We start from the raw sequence: 17740 nt of genomic DNA, 5'->3' as shown, positions 1-17740 counted from the left end.
TCGTCGTGAAAGTACGTCGCCGGGACCGGTTTGAATGATCTGGGTGTTATCTAGGCTAATCAATTCTGGCGCGCACTTCTAGGTCGCGCTGCCGTCGAGGGCGTCGCGTGTACGGCGTACATTGGTGAGCAGTGGGGCACCGGTGGCGGGGTCGGTCATCAGCGTGCAATCGACGCCATAAAGCCGCCGCACTAGATCGGCCGTGACCGTCTCTCCCGGCGGCCCTTCGGCGAGAATCTGACCTTGATGCATGGCGATCAGGTGATCGGCGTAGCGACAGGCGCCGATTAGATCGTGGATGACCATGACGATGGTCTTGCCCGCAGCGGTGAGCGAGCGGATGAGCTCGTAGACCTCGACCTGATGCCCAAGATCGAGCGCCGAGGTGGGCTCATCGAGCAGCAGCGTCGAGGTCTGCTGGGCGATGGCCATGGCGATCCAGGCACGCTGCCGCTGGCCGCCGGAGAGCGCGTCTACCGGGCGCTCGGCAAGCGTCGTCAGCCCCGTCAGCTCAAGCGCTTCATCGACGCAAGCCTTGTCGTCAGGGGACCACTGGCGTAGCCAGCTTTGATGCGGGTGACGCCCGAAACGCACCAGTTCGGCCACGGTCAGCGCCTCGGGTGCGTGGGGTTGTTGCGGGAGTAGCGCCAAACGCTTGGCCATCTGTCGGCTTGGCACGCGCTGGATGTCGGCGCCATCGAGCAGGACCGCGCCCGCGCGCGGCTTGAGCAAGCGCGACATCCCCGAGAGCAGGGTCGATTTGCCACAGCCGTTGGGGCCCACGATGGCGGTGACCTGGCCGGCAGGAAGGCGCAACCCGAGCCCCTCGATGACGGGCACGTCGCCATAGGCGAGCGATAGCCCCTGCGTCGCGATGTCCGGGGCGCTTTCGTCATCGGGGGGGGCGGAAACGAATGCCTCTTGGGTCATGGGGTCGTCCTGGCATTGGGGTTCAAGAGTATCCATAGGAGCAGCGGGCTGCCGATCAAGGCGGTGACGATGCCCACCGGCACTTCGATGGGGGCGAGTATCACGCGCCCTAGCAGGTCGGCGGCGAGCATGACGATGGCACCTGCCAGGGTCGCGCCGACCACGGGTACTGTGTTTCGAGTGCTAATCTGGCGTGCGAACTCCGGGCCGATCAGCGCCACCATTCCCACCGGGCCGGCTACCGCCACGGCCAGCCCGGTGAGGATTACCGCTACGCTCAACGCCATCAGCCGACAGCGGCTTGCCGAGACGCCCAAGCTGATGGCCACGGTGTCGGAGAGGCGCATCACGGTTAGCGAGCGTGTCAGCCGGATGGCCGCCAACAGCGCGGGCAGTAGCGCCAGTGAGAGTATCGATACCGCATGCGCGGGACGCGCGTTGAGGCTGCCCACCGTCCACGGATAGGCGGCATTGGCGGCATCGATAGAGACTCGCGTCAGCATGAGTTGGGTGATGGCGCCGAATACCGCGCCCACGCCGATGCCGGCGACCAGGAAGCGATAGCCGCGCACGCCGATGCTGCCGGTCAGCCCGAAGGTCAGCGCAGCGGCGACGGCGGCGCCGGTCAAGGCCATGGCAGGCGGCGCCAGGCTGATCCCGGTACCCACCACGGAGGCTACCGCGAAGGCCGTGGCGCCATTGTCGAGCCCGACGATGCCCGGCGTTGCCAGGCGATTGCGCGCCACCGTCTGCATCAGGCAACCGGCCAGCGCGAAAGCGCCACCGGTGACGAGTCCGGCCACGACGCGGGGGAGGCGCAGTTCGTGGACCACGAAAATATCCAGCGCGCTGCCGTGGCCGAGCAGTGCCCCGAGCATTGCCGGCCCGGACAGCGTCGCGGCACTGCCGGTCGCCAGCGATACCCCAGTCAGCACCATCAGAAGCCCTGCCAGCAACAAGTTGGCGAGCAGGTTGCGCTTGTCGACGATGATCCGCAGTGGCGGACGTTTGCCCAGCGGCAGCGTGAGGAGAAGTTTGCCCGTTTGCGCCTGGTTCGACGCCTGCGTTCGAGAGAACGGTGTCACTTCGTATTTCGTGGCACGCGAGGCGGTGGAAAGCATATTCGACATGGGCGGCTTGTTCGTTATGGACGACGTCGACATGGATGGCTTACAGCATCGGGAGTCGGCGGCGGCGGACCACGGCGATCAGCACGGGGGCACCGATCAGCGCCGTGATCACCCCTATTGGCAACTCGGAAGGCGGCACCACGAGTCGCGAGACGATATCGGCACTGACGACGACAATGGGCCCTAGTGGCAGACAGAACCACAAGGTACGCCGAATGTCGGGGCCGGCCAGCGCCCGCGCGGCGAAGGGCACGACCAGCCCCACGAAGGCGACGGGTCCGGCGATGGCCGTGGCGCCGCCGACCAGCAGCGCGACCACGACGATCACCAACAGACGCACCATGCGGGGGTGATGCCCCAGGCCGATGGCGACATGCTCGCCGAGCGCCAGCGCCGCGAGCGGGCGCGCGAGAATGACGGTCAGCAATGCAGCTAGCGCCAGGCTGGGAGCCAGCGGCATCAGGTCTGTGGCGTCCCGGCCGGCGAGGCTGCCCACCACCCAGAAGCGGATCTCATCCGCCGTGTATTGATCGAACAGCAGGATCAGCGACGATAGCGAGTGCAGCAAACCCGATAGGATCGCCCCGGCGAGGATGAGGCGCACCGGGTCATTGCCGATGCCTTGCAGGCGTGCGGCGGCCAGCACGCACAAACACCCGCCCAGGGCGCCGAGTTGAGCGACCGAGATCCGCAGCGTGGCGGCATCCGCTCCCCACAGGATCGCTAGCGTCACGGCGAAGGCACTGCCCGCGCTGACGCCCAGCAGCCCGGGTTCCGCCAAGGGGTTGCGCGTCACCGCCTGCAGCAGCGCGCCCGCGATTCCCAGAGCGATTCCCACCACCAGGCCGATTCCCAGGCGCGGCAGGCGTAGCTCGCCGATCACGAAATGGGCTTCGCTATCGTGCATGGCGGCGGCGTCGAAATCGCTCAGCGCTTGCCAGGCGCGTCCGGGACCGACGTCCCCGGCCCCGAACAACAGACTCAGCAATGCGATGGCCGCTAGCAAGATCATCAACAGGCCCCATGTGACGACCGGCGAGGGCGACGCATCGGACCAGCGACAGGCTCTCAGGCTTCTCATGACGCGGCTATCGGCGTGACGATTGATGAACGACGCCATGTAGCAGTCACTTCATTTCGTGCATGGCGGTGTCAATGTCGTCGAGGATCGCCTGCGCTGCCATCGGCCCGGACGCGCTGGTCCACAGTTGACCGTCGACGCTGATGACGTGGTTCTGCTGCACGACGTCGAGGCGGTCGAAGGCCGGCGACTGTTTGGCCGCTTGGTAAGCCTCATCACCTTCGGCATTCAGCGTGGCCAGGAACAGCCAGTCATTATCGATCTTCGACAGATTCTCCAGGCTCAACGGATCGCTGTGTGGTCGCCCTTCCTTGACGGTATCGCCGTCATCGACCGTGAAACCGCTGCGCGCGAGAAGCGTATTGGAGAAGATTTGCGGCGCCATGACGATGGCACCTTGCGGCATCCAGCGAATCAGGCTGGCCGTGGGTGAGTCCGCGACGTCCTCGCGAATTGCCTGTGTCTGAGCATCGACCTCGTCGATCGCCTCGTTGACGGCATCAAGTTGTCCGAGGGCCTTGCCATAGACCTGCGCCTCCTGCTCCCAGCTATCCATCTGGTAGGGCGTGACATCCGGCACTACGGTGGGGGCAATACGCGATAGCAACTGATATTGAGACTCGGACAACTGCGGCGAGGCGAGAATCAGGTCCGGCTTGAGCGCCGCCACGGCCTCGATGTTGGTTTCCCGCGGTGTGCCGACGATGGAGATATCGCCGGCGGCGTCGCTCAGGTAGCCGGGTACGCCGTCTCCGCCGCGCGTGGCGACTGCACCGAGGGGCGTCATGCCCGTCGTCAGTGCCGTATCCAGCGCCCCTGTGTAAAGCGTGACCACTCGCGAGGGATCGTCATCGACCTCAACCGAGCCGAAAGCCGTTTCCAGGGTTGTGGCGCTGGCCGGCAAGGTCGCGGAAAGCGCGGCGATGCCGGTCGCGGTCATGCAAAAGCGACGTAGAGATGTCATGGCGAGGTTCCTACCTGTTGATCCCGTGAGGAATGATCCGTCGTAAAAGCGCCAAGAATAGTAAACGAGAACGAATGTAAATGAGAAGCTGTCTCACGATGGATCAGGCGATGTCGTCTCCTTGAGAGACGCAAAGACAGGCATATGGCGGGCCGAATTTAGGTGGCGGGTGGCAAGAGCGATGCATGAAAAGAGTGGGTATTTTTTTTCAAGTCATTGATTTTTAGTTTGTTTAAAAGAAGTTACGACACTTTTCTTAACGGCGAGAGTCTTTCGATGGAGGCGGCTCGGAAAGCGCGTTCGCCATGACGAAACATGGTGTTCGTGAGACCGCCGCCGGCAGCGGGAAGGAAGGGGAAGAACCCCGTCTTGGCTGGGGTTCTCGTTGGTAAGATATGCGTGGCTGAGTGTCAGGCGCGATTTTCGAGGAAGACCAGGGTGCGGCCGTGGGAGAGCGCTGCAGCGTGACGATGGTAGGCGCTGCGGGCCCAGCAGTTGAAGCCGTGATCGGCACCGTCGTAGACGTTAATGGTGACGTCGTCGCGGTCGGCGAAGGTGGCGCGTACCTGATCGACGGTCTCGGCGGGAATATGCCCGTCGTTACCGGCGAAATGGAACTGCACCGGCACGTCGAGCCGTGCGGCCTTGTCCAGATGCTTGTGGATGCCACCGGGATAGAAGCTCGCCGCACGGTCGACGCCGGCGTCGATGGCCGCCAGGTAGGCGAGGATGCCGCCCATGCAGTAGCCGATGGCGGTGACGTCGCCGTCGCATTCGCTGCGTTGGCGCAATGCCTGGGTGGTGCTGGCGAGGTCCTTGACGGCCACCGTGAAATCGATATCGCCGACGAGCTTGAAGGCCTTGTCCATGTCGGCACCTTCATAGGCGAGCTCGACGCCCGGCTCCTGACGCCAGAATACATCCGGCGCGAGCACTACGTAGCCGTCCTGAGCATATTGCTCGGCGACGCTGCGAATGTGGGCATTGACGCCGAAGATTTCCTGAATCAAGACGATGCCGGGGCCTTTGCCGGCGGGTGGCAGGGCTAGATAGCCTTTGAAGGTCTGAGCGTCGTGGGATGTGATATCGATCCACTGGATAGTGACGGCGGAATCGCTCATGGTGTCTCCTTGGAGGGATGAAGCGTTCGAGATATGGCTCTAGTCTAGAGAGCTGACACCATGAAGGCCAGGATGTTCGCAGGCGAACGATGCTCCAGATGGGTCGTTCGGTGGCTTAAGCTTTTAAAGAATATAAAGATTGCGTTTTAGAATTTTTAATTCTTTTCAGTCTTGCCTAGCCTAGAGGTCTTTAGCTCCCGATTATTCATGGCAACGATGAGAGGTCCAATGTCGCAAGGACGCTTGTCCGAATCGAACAGCCCCCTCAGCGCCGATCAGGCGCGGCGGCTCAATGACGCGCTGGTCGATCTCGATGCCCGGCAGCGTGCCTGGCTGCAGGGCTATCTGGCTGGCCTGGATGCGCATGATGCACCCGCGGCCGCCGAATCAGCCGCCTTGACGCCGGGTGAGCCGCTGACCGTACTGTTCGGCAGCCAGACCGGCAATGCCGAGGGCGTGGCCGAGCAGGCCGTTGAGCGCGCGCGGGCCCGGGGGCTTGAAGTCGAGCTGAAGGACATGGCGTCCTTCGGCAAGCAAGATCTCAAGCAGGCCACTCGCTTGATGGCGGTGGTCAGCACTCAGGGCGATGGCGATCCACCGGATAGTGCGCTGAGTTTTTATGAGTTGCTGGCGGGGCGCAAGGCGCCACGTTTGAGTGACGATCATCGCTTCGCCGTCTTTGGACTGGGCGATGCCAGCTACGAGTATTTCTGCGAGTCCGGCAAGGTGCTCGATTCGCGCCTCGAGTCGCTGGGGGCGCAGCGCCTATGTGCGCGGGTCGATGCCGATGTCGATTACGAAGAGACCGCGACGCAATGGATCGACGCGACGCTCGAGGCCTTCGCTGCGCTCTCGGGAAGTGCTGCGCCAGAGCCGGCGTCCGATACGTCCGGCGGCGCGGCCGCCAGCTACTCGCGTTCGCATCCCTTCCAGGCGGAAGTGCTGGAGGTGCAGCCGCTCAATACCCAGGATTCCGACAAGCAGACACTGCATGTCGAGCTCTCGCTGGAGGAGTCGGGACTGGAATATCGCCCCGGCGATGCGGTGGGCGTCGTGCCGCAGAATGACCCCGCCTATGTCGATGAGCTGCTGGACACCTTGCGGCTGGATGGCGAGGCGCCATTCGAGGAAGGGCGCCAACTGCGCGACGCCTTGCTCAACGATTTCGAGGTCACCACCCTGACGCGTCCCTTCCTCAATCACTGGGCCGAGATCAGCGATGATGCCGAGCTGCGTCGCCTGCTCGACGAAGAGTCGCGCGACGAGCTGCGCGAGTGGCTGCAGGGGCGGCATATCATCGACGTGCTTGAGCATTTTCCGGTCGAGGGACTGGAAGCGGACACCTTCATTCGTGCGCTGCGCAAGCTGCCGCCGCGCTTGTACTCGATTGCCTCGAGCCAGGCCGCGGCCCCCGATGAAGTGCATCTCACGGTGGCCGTGGTGCGCTATGAAACCCACGGTCGCGCGCGCGGCGGCGTGGCGACGACCTACCTCGCCGACCGCGTCAGCCCTGGCGATCAAGTGCCGATCTACATCGATCATAACAAGCACTTCAAGCTGCCCGACGATGACGCGGCGCCCATCGTGATGATCGGGCCGGGCACCGGGGTGGCGCCGTTCAGGGCCTTCCTTCAGGAACGCGAGGCGCGCGGTGCGAGCGGCGACAACTGGCTGTTCTTCGGCGACCGGCGGCGGCGCAGTGACTTCCTGTATCAGGCCGAATGGCTGCAATGGCGCAAGACGGGGCTCCTGTCGCGACTCGACGTGGCGTTTTCCCGCGACCAGCAAGACAAGGTCTACGTGCAGGACCGCCTGCGCGAACAGGCCGCCATCCTCTATGATTGGCTGCAGGCCGGGGCCTATGTCTTCGTGTGCGGCGACGCCGAGCGCATGGCGCCGGACGTCCACCAGGCCTTGCTCGATGTGATTCGCGAGCAGGGTGGCTATGACGAGGAAGCCGCTGCCGAGTACCTGCGTGACCTGCAGCAGCAAAAGCGCTATCAGCGCGACGTCTATTGAGGAGACCGACATGGATATCATCGCCAAGCTGCGTGACGTGTCGCTCGACGAGCTGCACCCCAACGAACGCCTCAAGGTAGAGAGCCACTATCTTTATGGCACCCTCGAAGAGAGCCTGGCCGACCGGGCCACCGGCGCGGTCAATGAAGCGGACACGCAACTGACCAAGTTTCATGGCTTCTATCAGCAGGATGACCGCGATGTGCGCGACGATCGTCGCCATCGCAAGCTGGAGCCGCTGTATTCGTTCATGGTGCGTCTGCGCTTGCCCGGCGGGCGAGTATCGCCCGAGCAGTGGCTGACGCTGGATGACAACGCCAGGCGCTATGCTAACGGCACGCTGCGCATCACCACGCGTCAGACCTTTCAGTACCACGGGGTATTCAAGGAAAACCTGCGTGGCCACTTGCAGGCGCTGGACAAGGCGATGATGGATACCATCGCCGCCTGTGGTGACGTCAATCGCAACGTGATCTGCACCGCCAACCCGCACCGCTCGGCGGTGCACCGTCAGGTCTACGACCTCGCGCACGAGATCAGCACGCGTCTGTTGCCGAGCACGCGGGCCTATCACGAGATCTTCCTCGGCGAAGAGCGCGTGGCGGGCGGGCCTCAGGAAACCGGCGACGAGGTCGAGCCGCTCTATACACGGCATTATCTGCCGCGCAAGTTCAAGGTCGCGCTGGCGATTCCGCCCGAGAACGATGTCGATGTGTTCGCCCACGATGTTGGCTTCATCGCCGACGTGCAGGCGGGCGAGCTCAAGGGCTTCAATGTCTGCATCGGTGGCGGCATGGGCATGACGCACGGCGAGACCGCGACCTTCCCGCGGCTTTCTGACATCGTCGGCTACTGTACGCCGGATCGCGCGGCAGCCGTGTCGGAAGCGATCATGCTCGTGCAGCGTGATAACGGCAATCGTCATGACCGCAAGCAGGCGCGTCTCAAGTACACCGTCGAGGCCTTAGGCGTCGAAGGCTTCCGCGAGCGCGTCGAGGAGTACCTGGGCGAGTCGCTGGCGCCAGCGCAAGAATTGCCGCTCACCCATAACGGTGACCGGCTGGGTTGGTATCAGGGTGAGGATGATCTCTGGCACTACGGCTTGTTCGTTCAAAACGGTCGCCTGGCGGATGTCGACGGAGGTCCGCAGCTACTGAGCGGCATGCGCGAGATTGCCAAGGCGCATGACGGCGATATCGTCCTGACCACCAACCAGAACTTGATCATCACCCAGGTACCCGAGGCGCGTCGCGAGGCCATCAATACACTGCTGGCGGATTACGCGATGACGTTCGAGACGACGCCGCTGCGCCGCCACGCGATGGCTTGCGTGGCATTTCCCTCTTGTGGCTTGGCAATGGCCGAAAGCGAGCGTTATCTGCCGTCGCTCATTGACCGGCTCGAGGCGATCATGCAAGACGTGGGCCTGGGTGACGACGCCATCGTCGTGCGCATGACGGGGTGCCCGAATGGCTGCGCACGACCTTATCTGGCGGAAATCGGCTTCGTGGGCAAGACGCTGGGACGCTACAACCTCTATCTGGGCGGCGGTTTCGCCGGCGAGCGTCTCAACAAGCTCTACCGCGAGAACATCGACGAGGCGACCATCCTCGAGGAGCTTACGCCGCTGATTCAGCGCTACGCCGCCGAGCGCGAGGCGGGCGAGGCCTTTGGCGACTTCGTGGTGCGCGCCGGGGTGATCGCACCGACCCTGGCAGGGCGTGAATTCCATACTCACTGAGTCTGCTAGCCTTGGCGCCTGGATGGGCGCCAGGTAGTGGTCTGTTCGCGCGATGTCGTGTTACTGAAAGACGAAACTCGGCCCTTCGTGAATGCCGATCTGCTGCAACAGTTTGACCAACGCGCCATAATCGCGAAGTGAGCGCTTCGTGCGGCTCTTCGCGGCCATGTCTTGCAGTATGCTCCCGCGTTCGGGGATCGCCAGATAGTCGAGAATGGCGCGCCAGAATCCCACGTCGAGTTCGACAAAGTCGTCGATGGCGCGCATCAAGTGGGCGCGAAAAATGGCCTGCTGTCCGGCGCCGAGACGTTCATACACGGCGCGGGCAATCTCACCGAAAATGGCGGCGTGCGAGGCTTCGTCCTGGCGGTGGAGCTCGGTGTTCAGACGGTTGAGCGGCTGGATGCTGCGGTCCTGCGAGAGACGTTTCAAGAACACGTTGATGGTTATCTCGGCCACGGTGGCATAGGCCATGCGGATCAAGGCGAACTCGCGCTCGTTGTCCGCCTTGGAAAGCGCTGTCTCCATGCGCTGCTCGAGCAGGGGCGTGGGAATGTGCAAGTCATGTAGCTGGTGCTGACGACGCGCGCAGTCGCAGACCTCTAAGCACATCAGTATATGGAACTGCTCGTCCACCTGGGTCTGCGCGATGGCCTTCTTGGTCACGCTATCGCCGACGCCGGGCAGGGCATCGCGTAGCAGCAACGAGCACATGGGATTGATGACCTTGTCCTCGACGAAGATCGTCTTCTCGTTGTAGTTGATCCAGGCGCCAGCGAGGACGCGGCGTTTGTCCGCTTCGTCGATGGCCTGGAAGCGCGGATCGTCCCAGAAAGGCACCATCGACGGCGGAAAGTCCGGCGCCGTGGTGTCGTAATATTCGCTCAGGTCGAGTCGCACCTTGCGCACCGCGACGCGCTGGTTCCAGTTTTCGGTGAGGCGCGCGAGTATCTCGCTTTCGCGGGCCCTCGTGTGTTGATCGATGCCGGTGTACATGTAGGTTCTTCCTTGAAAATCCTTGCCTAGAAGCCGGCCGCTTTCCCGAGCGATGGGCGCTGTCGATCGAGCCGACGTAGGAAGTTCGCCAGCATGAGGTGGCCATGCTCGGTGAGGATGGATTCGGGATGAAACTGCACGCCCTCGATATCCAGGTCGCGATGCCGAATGCCCATGACGTCTTCGATATTGCCCTGTGCGTCACAGGTCCAGGCGCTGATCTCGAAATCGGCGGGCATGCGTTGGCGGGTGACGATCAGCGAGTGATAGCGCGTCACGCGCACGGGTTGGCTGACACCGGTGAACACGCCATGTCCGTCGTGATGAACGTACGAGACCTTGCCGTGCATGACCTCGCGCGCGTGCTCGATATACCCACCGAAGGCCTCGGCGATCGCTTCATGACCCAGGCAGATGCCCAGAATCGGGACCTTGCCTGCGTAGGCCTTGATAACTTCGAGCGTGATGCCGGACTGCGACGGCGTGCAGGGCCCCGGCGAGATCAGGATGCCCTCGATGTCGTGGCTTGCTAGCTGGTCTAGCGTCATCGCATCGTTCTTGACGATCCATGGCTGGACGCCCAGTTGGTTGAGGTAGGACACGATGTTGTAGGTGAACGAATCGTAGTTATCAATGAGACACAGCATAGGTAGCCTCCTGGCCCGCCCAGACGGTAAGGGTTTGTATGGCCTGCTCGCTGAGCGTGACCGGCACGACGCCGCGCACGGCGTTGGTCAGCCATATAGCATCGGCGTCGAGTAGATCCTGCGGGATGAGCGGGCGTTCGCAACAGCGCTCGCAACTCGCTTCGATGAGCGTCTCGCGGGCGATACCGGGGAGTACGCCTTCGTCGAGAGGCGGTGTCAGCAACAAGCCATCCTTTTCGATGAATAGGTTATGGCGACTGGCTTCGGTGACGCGGCCTTGGTGATTGAGGAAGGCCACGTCGTAATCACCCTGGGCTTGGTGTCGTCGATATTCGTTGTCGTAGATATCGCGTGCGGTGGTCTTGTAATGCAGCAAGAAGGCGTGCTGGTCGATGGATCGGTTGCTGATACCCAGTCGCGCCGTAGATGGCGTTTCGTCCTCGGGCCCCAGCGACGTGGTGGTGATATCGAACTGGCCGTCGTGGGCGAGTAAAAGGCGCACCCGTGTGTCGTGATCGAGTCCGTCGATGGTCTCGGCGAGGGCCAGCCGGACGCTGGTCGCCTCGAAGGCGAAGTGCAGATCGTGTGCCGCGTGTGACAGTCGTTGCAGGTGTTTTTCGAGGTGCGCGATGTGGGCGCTATCCGCCTGATAACGCATGGTCTCGATGAGCTGCAGATCCTGATTGAGCCCGCTCAAGAAACGTGCCTTGAGCAGGCATTCCGCGTATTCGGCCTCAGAGTCGGACTCATGGAGCACGCCGCCGCCGATGCCCATCTCCGCATGGCCGTCGGCATGCGTGATGCAGGTGCGGATGGGCACGTTGAAACAGAAATCGTTGTGAGGCGTCAGGTAGCCGATCGCGCCGGTATACACGCCGCGCGGTTCGTGCTCCAGCTCTTCGATGATCTGCATCGTGCGTATCTTGGGGGCACCGGTGATCGAGCCGCAGGGGAATAGTTCGCGGAACACCTGCTCGATCCTGGCGTTGGGGTCGATCTTGCCGGTCACCGTGGAAATCATCTGATGCAGCGTCTCGAAGGTCTGTATCTCGAATAGATTCTTGACCGTCACGGAGCCCGGCGAGGCGACGCGGCTGACATCGTTGCGCAGTAAATCGACGATCATCACGTTCTCGGAGCGGGTCTTTGTATCGTGGCGCATCGTATCGAGAATATCGGTATCTTCTTCGGCCGATGTGCCGCGTGGGAAGGTTCCCTTCATGGGCTTGGATTCCAGCGCCGTTCCTTGTTTACGTAAGAAGAGTTCCGGCGATAACGAGAGTACCGAATACTCCGGAAAGTTGAGCAGTCCTCCGAACTCGACTTTTTGGCGGTCGCGAAGTTTGCGATAGAGTCCAACGGGCGTACCTTGATATTCGAAGCGATATTTAAGTGTGTAATTGACCTGGTAGGTATCGCCTTCACGGATATACGATTTTATTTTTTCTATGTTGTCGAGATATTCTTCGCGCTGCGCGTTGAGCGCCAGGTGGCGAATGGCTGCGGGTGTCGCGTCGGGTGTTTGGGCTTCGAGAAACCGGCTGGCTTGATGCTGTGACAAACGTCGCACGTCGCGAAACGCATAGAAGTGCACGAGTGGGGTATCGCTCTTGACGCGACGGCAGAACTTGAAATCCGGCTTGTCGGCAAGCGCATAGCCCGCCTCGTAGGCGAGGTAGCCGGACACGTAATAGCCTTGCTCACGCAATTCATCGAGCTCGCGCAACGCGCCCTGTAAGGCATCGTTGCGGTAACAGATCACTTCGTATTCGGGGTTTTCGAACAACAATGAAGCGCGGTGATCGCTCGAGCAACGGGTATTCTCTAGCAGTATGAAAACATTGTCTGTTTGTTGTTTGTTTAGGCTGCGCATCACCCTTGCTCCCTAGTATTAATTATGTGTTTATTTAAGAGTGTGCAGGTGTTTATGTCAACGATGATTATATTGGTATTATTGTGTTATTTATTTAATGAAAAGAGTGTTATTCGTGTGTAAAAGTCACCTCAAAAGTAGAGTGATAAATCTACACAATGCGTGGCAGGAAAATACTGCGTGTCGATGAGAACGATCGTTCCGCCGTCAGTCGCAATGCGATTCACCGACGGCGGAACGACTCAACGCAATTGGCTGTCCTTGCTGCCTCGGCGGTTGTAGCCGCTGGCATCACGTTGTTGATACCGGTCACGCTCATTCTGGCAGGCAATGCACAGGCGTACCCCGGGCACGGCATCGCGCCGCGCCTGGGGAATGGGGTCACCGCATTCTTCACAGTGACGCAGGCTCTCGCCACTGGGTAGCTGGTGGCGCGAGCGCTGCACGGCGTCTTCGACGGTACTGTCGATCTGATCCTGTACGGCACCGTCCTTCGACCATCCTCCTGCCATGTCGTCTCCTCGGTATTCGGCATGCCGCGCCTGTGGTATTGGCTCACGGGCCCTCAACTCGTGGCGAGCATTCCGCAGGGTTTACGATTTCACCGTATGGTGGTCATCAAGTATGGCAACGAAAACGCGATTTTGCAGGGGGAAAGAGGAGGAAACGGAGAGGAGAAAGGGAAGAAAAGGGAGACACGCCAGCGGCGTGTCTCGCGACAGGTGAAAATCAGGTCAAGGCGGCGACGGCGGCCTTGGCGATCTGGACGTCTTGATCGGGTTTGACGCCGGAAACGCCGACGCTGGCGATGACGTTGCCCTCGACGATCAGCGGCACGCCACCGGCGAGCAAGGCTTGCATCGGTGCGCTGACGAAGGCGGTACGGCCGTTGTTGATCATGTCCTCGAAGACTTGGGTCTCCTTGCGGCCGATGGCGGCATTGCGTGCCTTCTCGGTGGCGATATCGGCGCTGAACGGTGCCGCGCCATCGAGGCGGCGCAGGCCGAGCAGGTGGCCACCGGCATCGGCGACGGCGACGGTGATTGCCCAACCGTTGGCGTCGGCTTCTTTCTGAGCGGCGTCGAGCAACTGGTTGACGTCGCTAAGTTCAAGCACTGCGTGAGTCTTCATTTGTGTCTCCTTGGTAGATAATGGCTATGGGCTACGGGACGCTCGCAGCTCGAGGCGCATCGCTCGTAGCCGGGATCAGGGCTTCATCGACGATTTCGATCCAATGCCGAACCGGGGTACGGCCCGCGCCTGCCAGATGGGTCTGGCAACCGATGTTGGCGGTGACGATTTCCTCGGGATGACCCGATTCGAGGGCGTCGAGCTTGTCGTCGCGCAATTGTGTCGCCAGAGCCGGTTGGGTGATGGAGTAGGTACCGGCCGACCCACAGCATAGATGGGGATCGCGCACCGGGGATAGCGTGAATCCCAGACGCGTCAAGACGCCTTCCACCGCGCCGCCGAGTTTCTGGGCGTGTTGCAGCGTGCACGGGCAATGGAAGGCGAGGCGCTTGTCGTGGCGCGGCGTCAGCGTCTCAAGATCTTCGTCGCGCAGGATCTCCACCAGGTCCTTGGCGAGTGCGCTGATGTGGCGTGCCTTCTCGGCATAGCGTGGGTCGTCGGCAAGCATCTCGCCATATTCCTTGACGAAGGCGCCGCAGCCACTGGCGGTCTGCACGATGGCCTCGGTGCCTGCTTCGACGTGTGGCCACCAGGCATCGATATTGGCGCGCATGCGTGCACGACCGTCCTGCTGGGCATTGAGGTGATAGTCGATGGCGCCGCAACAGCCGGCCTCCGGGGCTGAGCTCAGGGCGATCCCCAGACGGTCGAGAACGCGGGTCGCGGCGGCATTGGTGTTGGGCGCCAGTCCTGGCTGGACGCAGCCCTCGAGGACCAGCATGTGGCGGGCATGGGGCGCGGGCGCGGCGCTCCCCACGTTGACCGCGCGGGGCGGGATCTTGTCCTTGAGCGGCGCCGGCGCCAGCGGGCGAAAGGTTTGCCCCAGTGAGAGCAACGCTTGAAAACGACGCGGCTCGACCAGTGCCTTGCGCAAGCCGTAACGCAAGATGCGTTCCTTGTAGGAGCGCCCGACGCGCCGCTCGACCTCGGCGCGCCCGATATCCAGCAGCTTGTGGTATTCGACGCCGGAGGGGCAGGTGGTTTCGCAATTGCGACAACTCAGGCAGCGGTCGAGATGCGTCTGCGTTTCTTGCGTGACTTGGTCGTCATCGTCGCGGCTTTCCAGCAGCTCCTTCATCAGATAGATGCGTCCGCGCGGGCCATCGCGTTCGTCGCCCAAGAGTTGGTAGGTCGGGCAGGTGGCGTTGCAGAAACCGCAGTGCACACACGAGCGCAGGACGCGGTCGGCCTCGCGAATGTGCGGTTGGCGCAAGGCTTCTTCGGTGAAATTCGTCTGCATGGCTATAGCCCCTCGTAGAGTCGCCCGGGGTTGAAGATGCCGTGTGGGTCGAGCTCGGCCTTGAGTCGGCGGTGGTACTTGGCCAGCACCGGCGAGAGCGGCGTGAAAGGCATCTCGATGCCGTGGGGTTGGTCAAGGTCGATACGCGTCGCGTGCCCGCCGACATGGGCGGCATGCTGGCGTATTGTCTCGGCCGACATATGGCTGCGCCACCAGCGCTGCGCGCCCGCCCAGTCGACGAGCTCGTCGCCGTCGAGCGGTACGGCAGGGGCGCGATGCGGTAGCGACAGCCGCCAGAGCGGGCGACTGTCGTTTCGGCGCGAGAAAAAGTCCAGTTTGAGCTCGCGCAGTCGTCGCCAGAAGTCGGTGTCGTCCGGCTCGCCGCCGAGTCGTTCTCGCGTGGTGGCGACCGAGCCGGCGCCGCCTTCCAGGCGAATATGCAGGGTCTCGCCATCGTGTGCGGCTCCAGTGATGGGCAGTGGCTCGCGCCCCCACTCGGCGAGGCGCGCCATGGCCGCGTCGCGAGTCATCTCCAGGCGCAGCCTGGCGCTGGCGGCGGGACGTGGCAGGACCTTGAACGAGACCTCGTCGATCACCCCCAGCGTGCCCTGGGCGCCGACCATCAGCCGCGAAAGATCGTAGCCGGCGACGTTCTTCATGACCTCGCCACCGAAGCGCAGCCGCTTGGCATCGTGGGTGATGAGCCGCGTGCCGAGGACGAAGTCGCGTACGCTGCCTGCCCAGGGGCGGCGCGGGCCGGCGATTCCACAGGCCACCATGCCGCCTACCGTGGCGGTGTCGGCGAAATGCGGCGGCTCGAAGGCTAGTTGCTGTCCCGCCTCGGCCAGCGTCTGTTGAAGATCGGTCAGGCGGGTACCGGCGCGCACCGTGACCACCAGTTCGACCGGATCGTAGTGGACGATCCCTGTGTGCTCGGCGAGCGAGAGCGTTTCGCCGCTGACGGGACGGCCGTAGAAGCCCTTGCTGTCGCCGCCGACCAGGCGCAAAGGGGTGTTGTCTCGCGCCGCTTGCTGCACCCGGTCGAGCAGGGCGTCGCTGGCATCGTGATCGGCGGCCGGCAGGCTTTCGGACGCGAGGGCCGGGCGTTGATCCTGGGGGTGTGTCATGTTCTCTCCTTTCACGCACGCGGTGTTAGAAGCGCGGCAACTCGGGATGCGGCAGGTTGCCATGGTGCACGTGCATGGCGCCGAATTCGGCGCAGCGCGCCAGCGTGGGGATATTCTTGCCGGGGTTGAGCAGCCCGTGCGGATCGAAGGCGGCCTTGACGGCATGGAAGACCGTGATCTCGTCGGGATTGAACTGGGCGCACATCTGGTTGATCTTCTCGCGGCCCACGCCGTGCTCGCCGGTGATGCTGCCGCCGACCTCGACGCACAGCTCGAGGATCTTGCCGCCGACTTCCTCGGCCAGCGCCAGCTCGCCCGGGGCGTTGGCGTCGAACAGGATCAGCGGATGCATGTTGCCGTCGCCGGCATGAAAGACGTTGGCGACGCGCAGGCCGTGCGTGGCCGAGAGCTCGGCGATGCTCTTCAGCACGTGCGGCAGTTCGCGGCGCGGAATGGTGCCGTCCATGCAGTAGTAGTCGGGCGCCATGCGTCCCACGGCAGGGAAGGCGGCCTTGCGTCCGGCCCAGAAAGTGGCGCGCTCGGCGTCGTCTCGCGCGAGGCGGATATCGGTGGCGCCGGCCGCTTCGAAGACGCCGCGCACCGTCTCGCAGTCGGTGTGGACATCGGCCTCGACGCCGTCCAGCTCGCACAGCAGGATGGCTTCGGCATCGATCGGGTAGCCGGCCTTGACGAAGTCCTCGGCGGCTTGAATGGCCAGTTTGTCCATCATCTCCAAGCCACCGGGAATGATTCCCGCAGCGATGATGTCGCCCACCGCCTTGCCGGCCTTCTCGACGTCATCGAAGCTGGCCATCAGCACCTTGGCGACCTCGGGCTTGGGCAGCAGCTTGACGGTGATCTCGGTGATCACACCGAGCATCCCTTCGGAGCCGGTGAACAGCGCCAGCAGATCGAAACCCGGCGTATCCAGGGCCTCGCTGCCCAGCGTGATGTGCTCGCCCTCGAGGGTAAGAACGTCCGCCGCGAGTACGTTGTGAACGGTCAGCCCGTATTTCAAGCAGTGCACGCCGCCGGCATTCTCGGCGACGTTGCCGCCTATCGAACAGGCGATCTGCGATGACGGATCGGGCGCATAGTAGAGTCCATAAGGCGCTGCCGCCTCGGTGATCGCCAGGTTGCGCACGCCAGGCTGTACGCGGGCGATATGCGCTTCCGGATCGACCTCGAGAATGCGACTGAAGCGCGACATCACCAGTAGTAGGCCCTTTTCGAGGGGCAGGGCGCCTCCCGAGAGGCCGGTGCCCGCGCCGCGTGTCACTACCGGCACGCCCCAGGCGTGACATGTTTCGAGTAGCGAGGCGATCTGCTCAAGCGTTTCAGGAAGCGCCACCAACATGGGGAGTACGCGGTACGCGGAGAGCCCGTCGCACTCGAACGGACGCAGATCCTCCTCGCGATGCAACAGCTTGAGCTGGGGAAGCTCGGCCTGCAGGTGGGCGATCAATGCCTCGCGGTCGACGCTGGGGAGCGCGCCGTCGAGGCGTTCGTCAAAGAGGATGTTCATGAGGCCTCCTCGGGCGGCGCATGGATCGAATCAAGATGATTTCCACCTCGGAGTCGCATCGAATATGGAAAGTGTTTCCATGTTCGCGCATGGCGAATGATCGTGCCTATTAGCCGAAAGGATAAAATCTGGAGAATTGGTAAGACCAATAAAAG

At 62.7% G+C, this 17740-nt stretch carries 15 protein-coding genes; 2 read left to right on the top strand and 13 right to left on the bottom strand.

The window, feature by feature from the left end; genetic code table 11:
- Nucleotides 1-78: 78 nt before the first annotated feature.
- From L1073_RS12055 to L1073_RS12035, 5 genes are all read right to left on the bottom strand, one after another.
- Entirely contained in the window at nt 79-930 is an 852-nt protein-coding gene (locus L1073_RS12055) for an ABC transporter ATP-binding protein (protein WP_246899592.1), read from the bottom strand.
- Nucleotides 927-2051 carry a FecCD family ABC transporter permease gene (locus L1073_RS12050; protein ID WP_425531582.1) on the bottom strand — a complete coding sequence of 375 codons (1125 nt, stop codon included), beginning with the start codon at nt 2049-2051 and terminating at the stop codon, nt 927-929. The genes L1073_RS12055 and L1073_RS12050 overlap by 4 nt, the downstream gene beginning before the upstream one ends.
- 49 nt (nt 2052-2100) lie before the next feature.
- Nucleotides 2101-3072, bottom strand: coding sequence for a FecCD family ABC transporter permease (locus tag L1073_RS12045; RefSeq protein WP_246899601.1), 972 nt, complete (start codon nt 3070-3072; stop codon nt 2101-2103).
- Nucleotides 3073-3187: 115 nt separating this feature from the next.
- Nucleotides 3188-4105 carry an ABC transporter substrate-binding protein gene (locus tag L1073_RS12040; protein ID WP_246899588.1) on the bottom strand — a complete coding sequence of 306 codons (918 nt, stop codon included), beginning with the start codon at nt 4103-4105 and terminating at the stop codon, nt 3188-3190.
- Nucleotides 4106-4515: 410 nt separating this feature from the next.
- Nucleotides 4516-5226, bottom strand: a complete 711-nt coding sequence (locus tag L1073_RS12035) for a dienelactone hydrolase family protein (protein ID WP_246899586.1) — start codon at nt 5224-5226, stop codon at nt 4516-4518.
- Nucleotides 5227-5454: 228 nt separating this feature from the next.
- Between L1073_RS12035 and L1073_RS12030 the strand changes: the two genes are divergently transcribed.
- Together L1073_RS12030 and L1073_RS12025 are read left to right on the top strand one after the other, a co-directional pair.
- Nucleotides 5455-7245: an assimilatory sulfite reductase (NADPH) flavoprotein subunit gene (locus L1073_RS12030; RefSeq protein WP_246899584.1), complete on the top strand. Its 1791-nt coding sequence runs from the start codon at nt 5455-5457 to the stop codon at nt 7243-7245.
- A 10-nt stretch (nt 7246-7255) separates the two neighbouring features.
- A complete protein-coding gene (locus L1073_RS12025) occupies nt 7256-8986 on the top strand; it encodes an NADPH-dependent assimilatory sulfite reductase hemoprotein subunit (RefSeq protein WP_246899582.1) in 1731 nt (576 codons plus the stop codon).
- Between the two features lie 60 nt (nt 8987-9046).
- Here L1073_RS12025 and L1073_RS12020 read toward each other — a convergent pair whose 3' ends face one another.
- From L1073_RS12020 to glcD, 8 genes are all read right to left on the bottom strand, one after another.
- A complete protein-coding gene (locus L1073_RS12020) occupies nt 9047-9982 on the bottom strand; it encodes a diiron oxygenase (protein ID WP_246899581.1) in 936 nt (311 codons plus the stop codon).
- Between the two features lie 26 nt (nt 9983-10008).
- Nucleotides 10009-10629: an anthranilate synthase component II gene (locus tag L1073_RS12015; protein WP_246899579.1), complete on the bottom strand. Its 621-nt coding sequence runs from the start codon at nt 10627-10629 to the stop codon at nt 10009-10011.
- On the bottom strand, nt 10613-12502 hold the full coding sequence (gene pabB, locus L1073_RS12010) for an aminodeoxychorismate synthase component I (protein WP_246899578.1): 1890 nt from the start codon (nt 12500-12502) through the stop codon (nt 10613-10615). The genes L1073_RS12015 and pabB overlap by 17 nt, the downstream gene beginning before the upstream one ends.
- Before the next feature lie 242 nt (nt 12503-12744).
- A complete protein-coding gene (locus L1073_RS12005; protein ID WP_246899576.1) occupies nt 12745-13014 on the bottom strand; it encodes a DksA/TraR family C4-type zinc finger protein in 270 nt (89 codons plus the stop codon).
- A gap of 217 nt (nt 13015-13231) precedes the next feature.
- Entirely contained in the window at nt 13232-13633 is a 402-nt protein-coding gene (locus L1073_RS12000; protein ID WP_246899575.1) for a GlcG/HbpS family heme-binding protein, read from the bottom strand.
- Nucleotides 13634-13664: 31 nt separating this feature from the next.
- Nucleotides 13665-14933, bottom strand: coding sequence for a glycolate oxidase subunit GlcF (gene glcF, locus L1073_RS11995; protein ID WP_246899573.1), 1269 nt, complete (start codon nt 14931-14933; stop codon nt 13665-13667).
- A 2-nt stretch (nt 14934-14935) separates the two neighbouring features.
- On the bottom strand, nt 14936-16060 hold the full coding sequence (gene glcE / locus L1073_RS11990; protein ID WP_246899572.1) for a glycolate oxidase subunit GlcE: 1125 nt from the start codon (nt 16058-16060) through the stop codon (nt 14936-14938).
- Nucleotides 16061-16085: 25 nt separating this feature from the next.
- Nucleotides 16086-17585: a glycolate oxidase subunit GlcD gene (glcD, locus tag L1073_RS11985; protein ID WP_246899571.1), complete on the bottom strand. Its 1500-nt coding sequence runs from the start codon at nt 17583-17585 to the stop codon at nt 16086-16088.
- Nucleotides 17586-17740 lie beyond the last annotated feature (155 nt).

It is taken from the genome of Chromohalobacter nigrandesensis (assembly GCF_023061285.1).
Taxonomy (GTDB): domain Bacteria; phylum Pseudomonadota; class Gammaproteobacteria; order Pseudomonadales; family Halomonadaceae; genus Chromohalobacter; species Chromohalobacter nigrandesensis.
The sequence above is the reverse complement of the archived record's forward strand: the minus strand, read 5'-3'. Positions and strand labels throughout refer to the sequence as shown.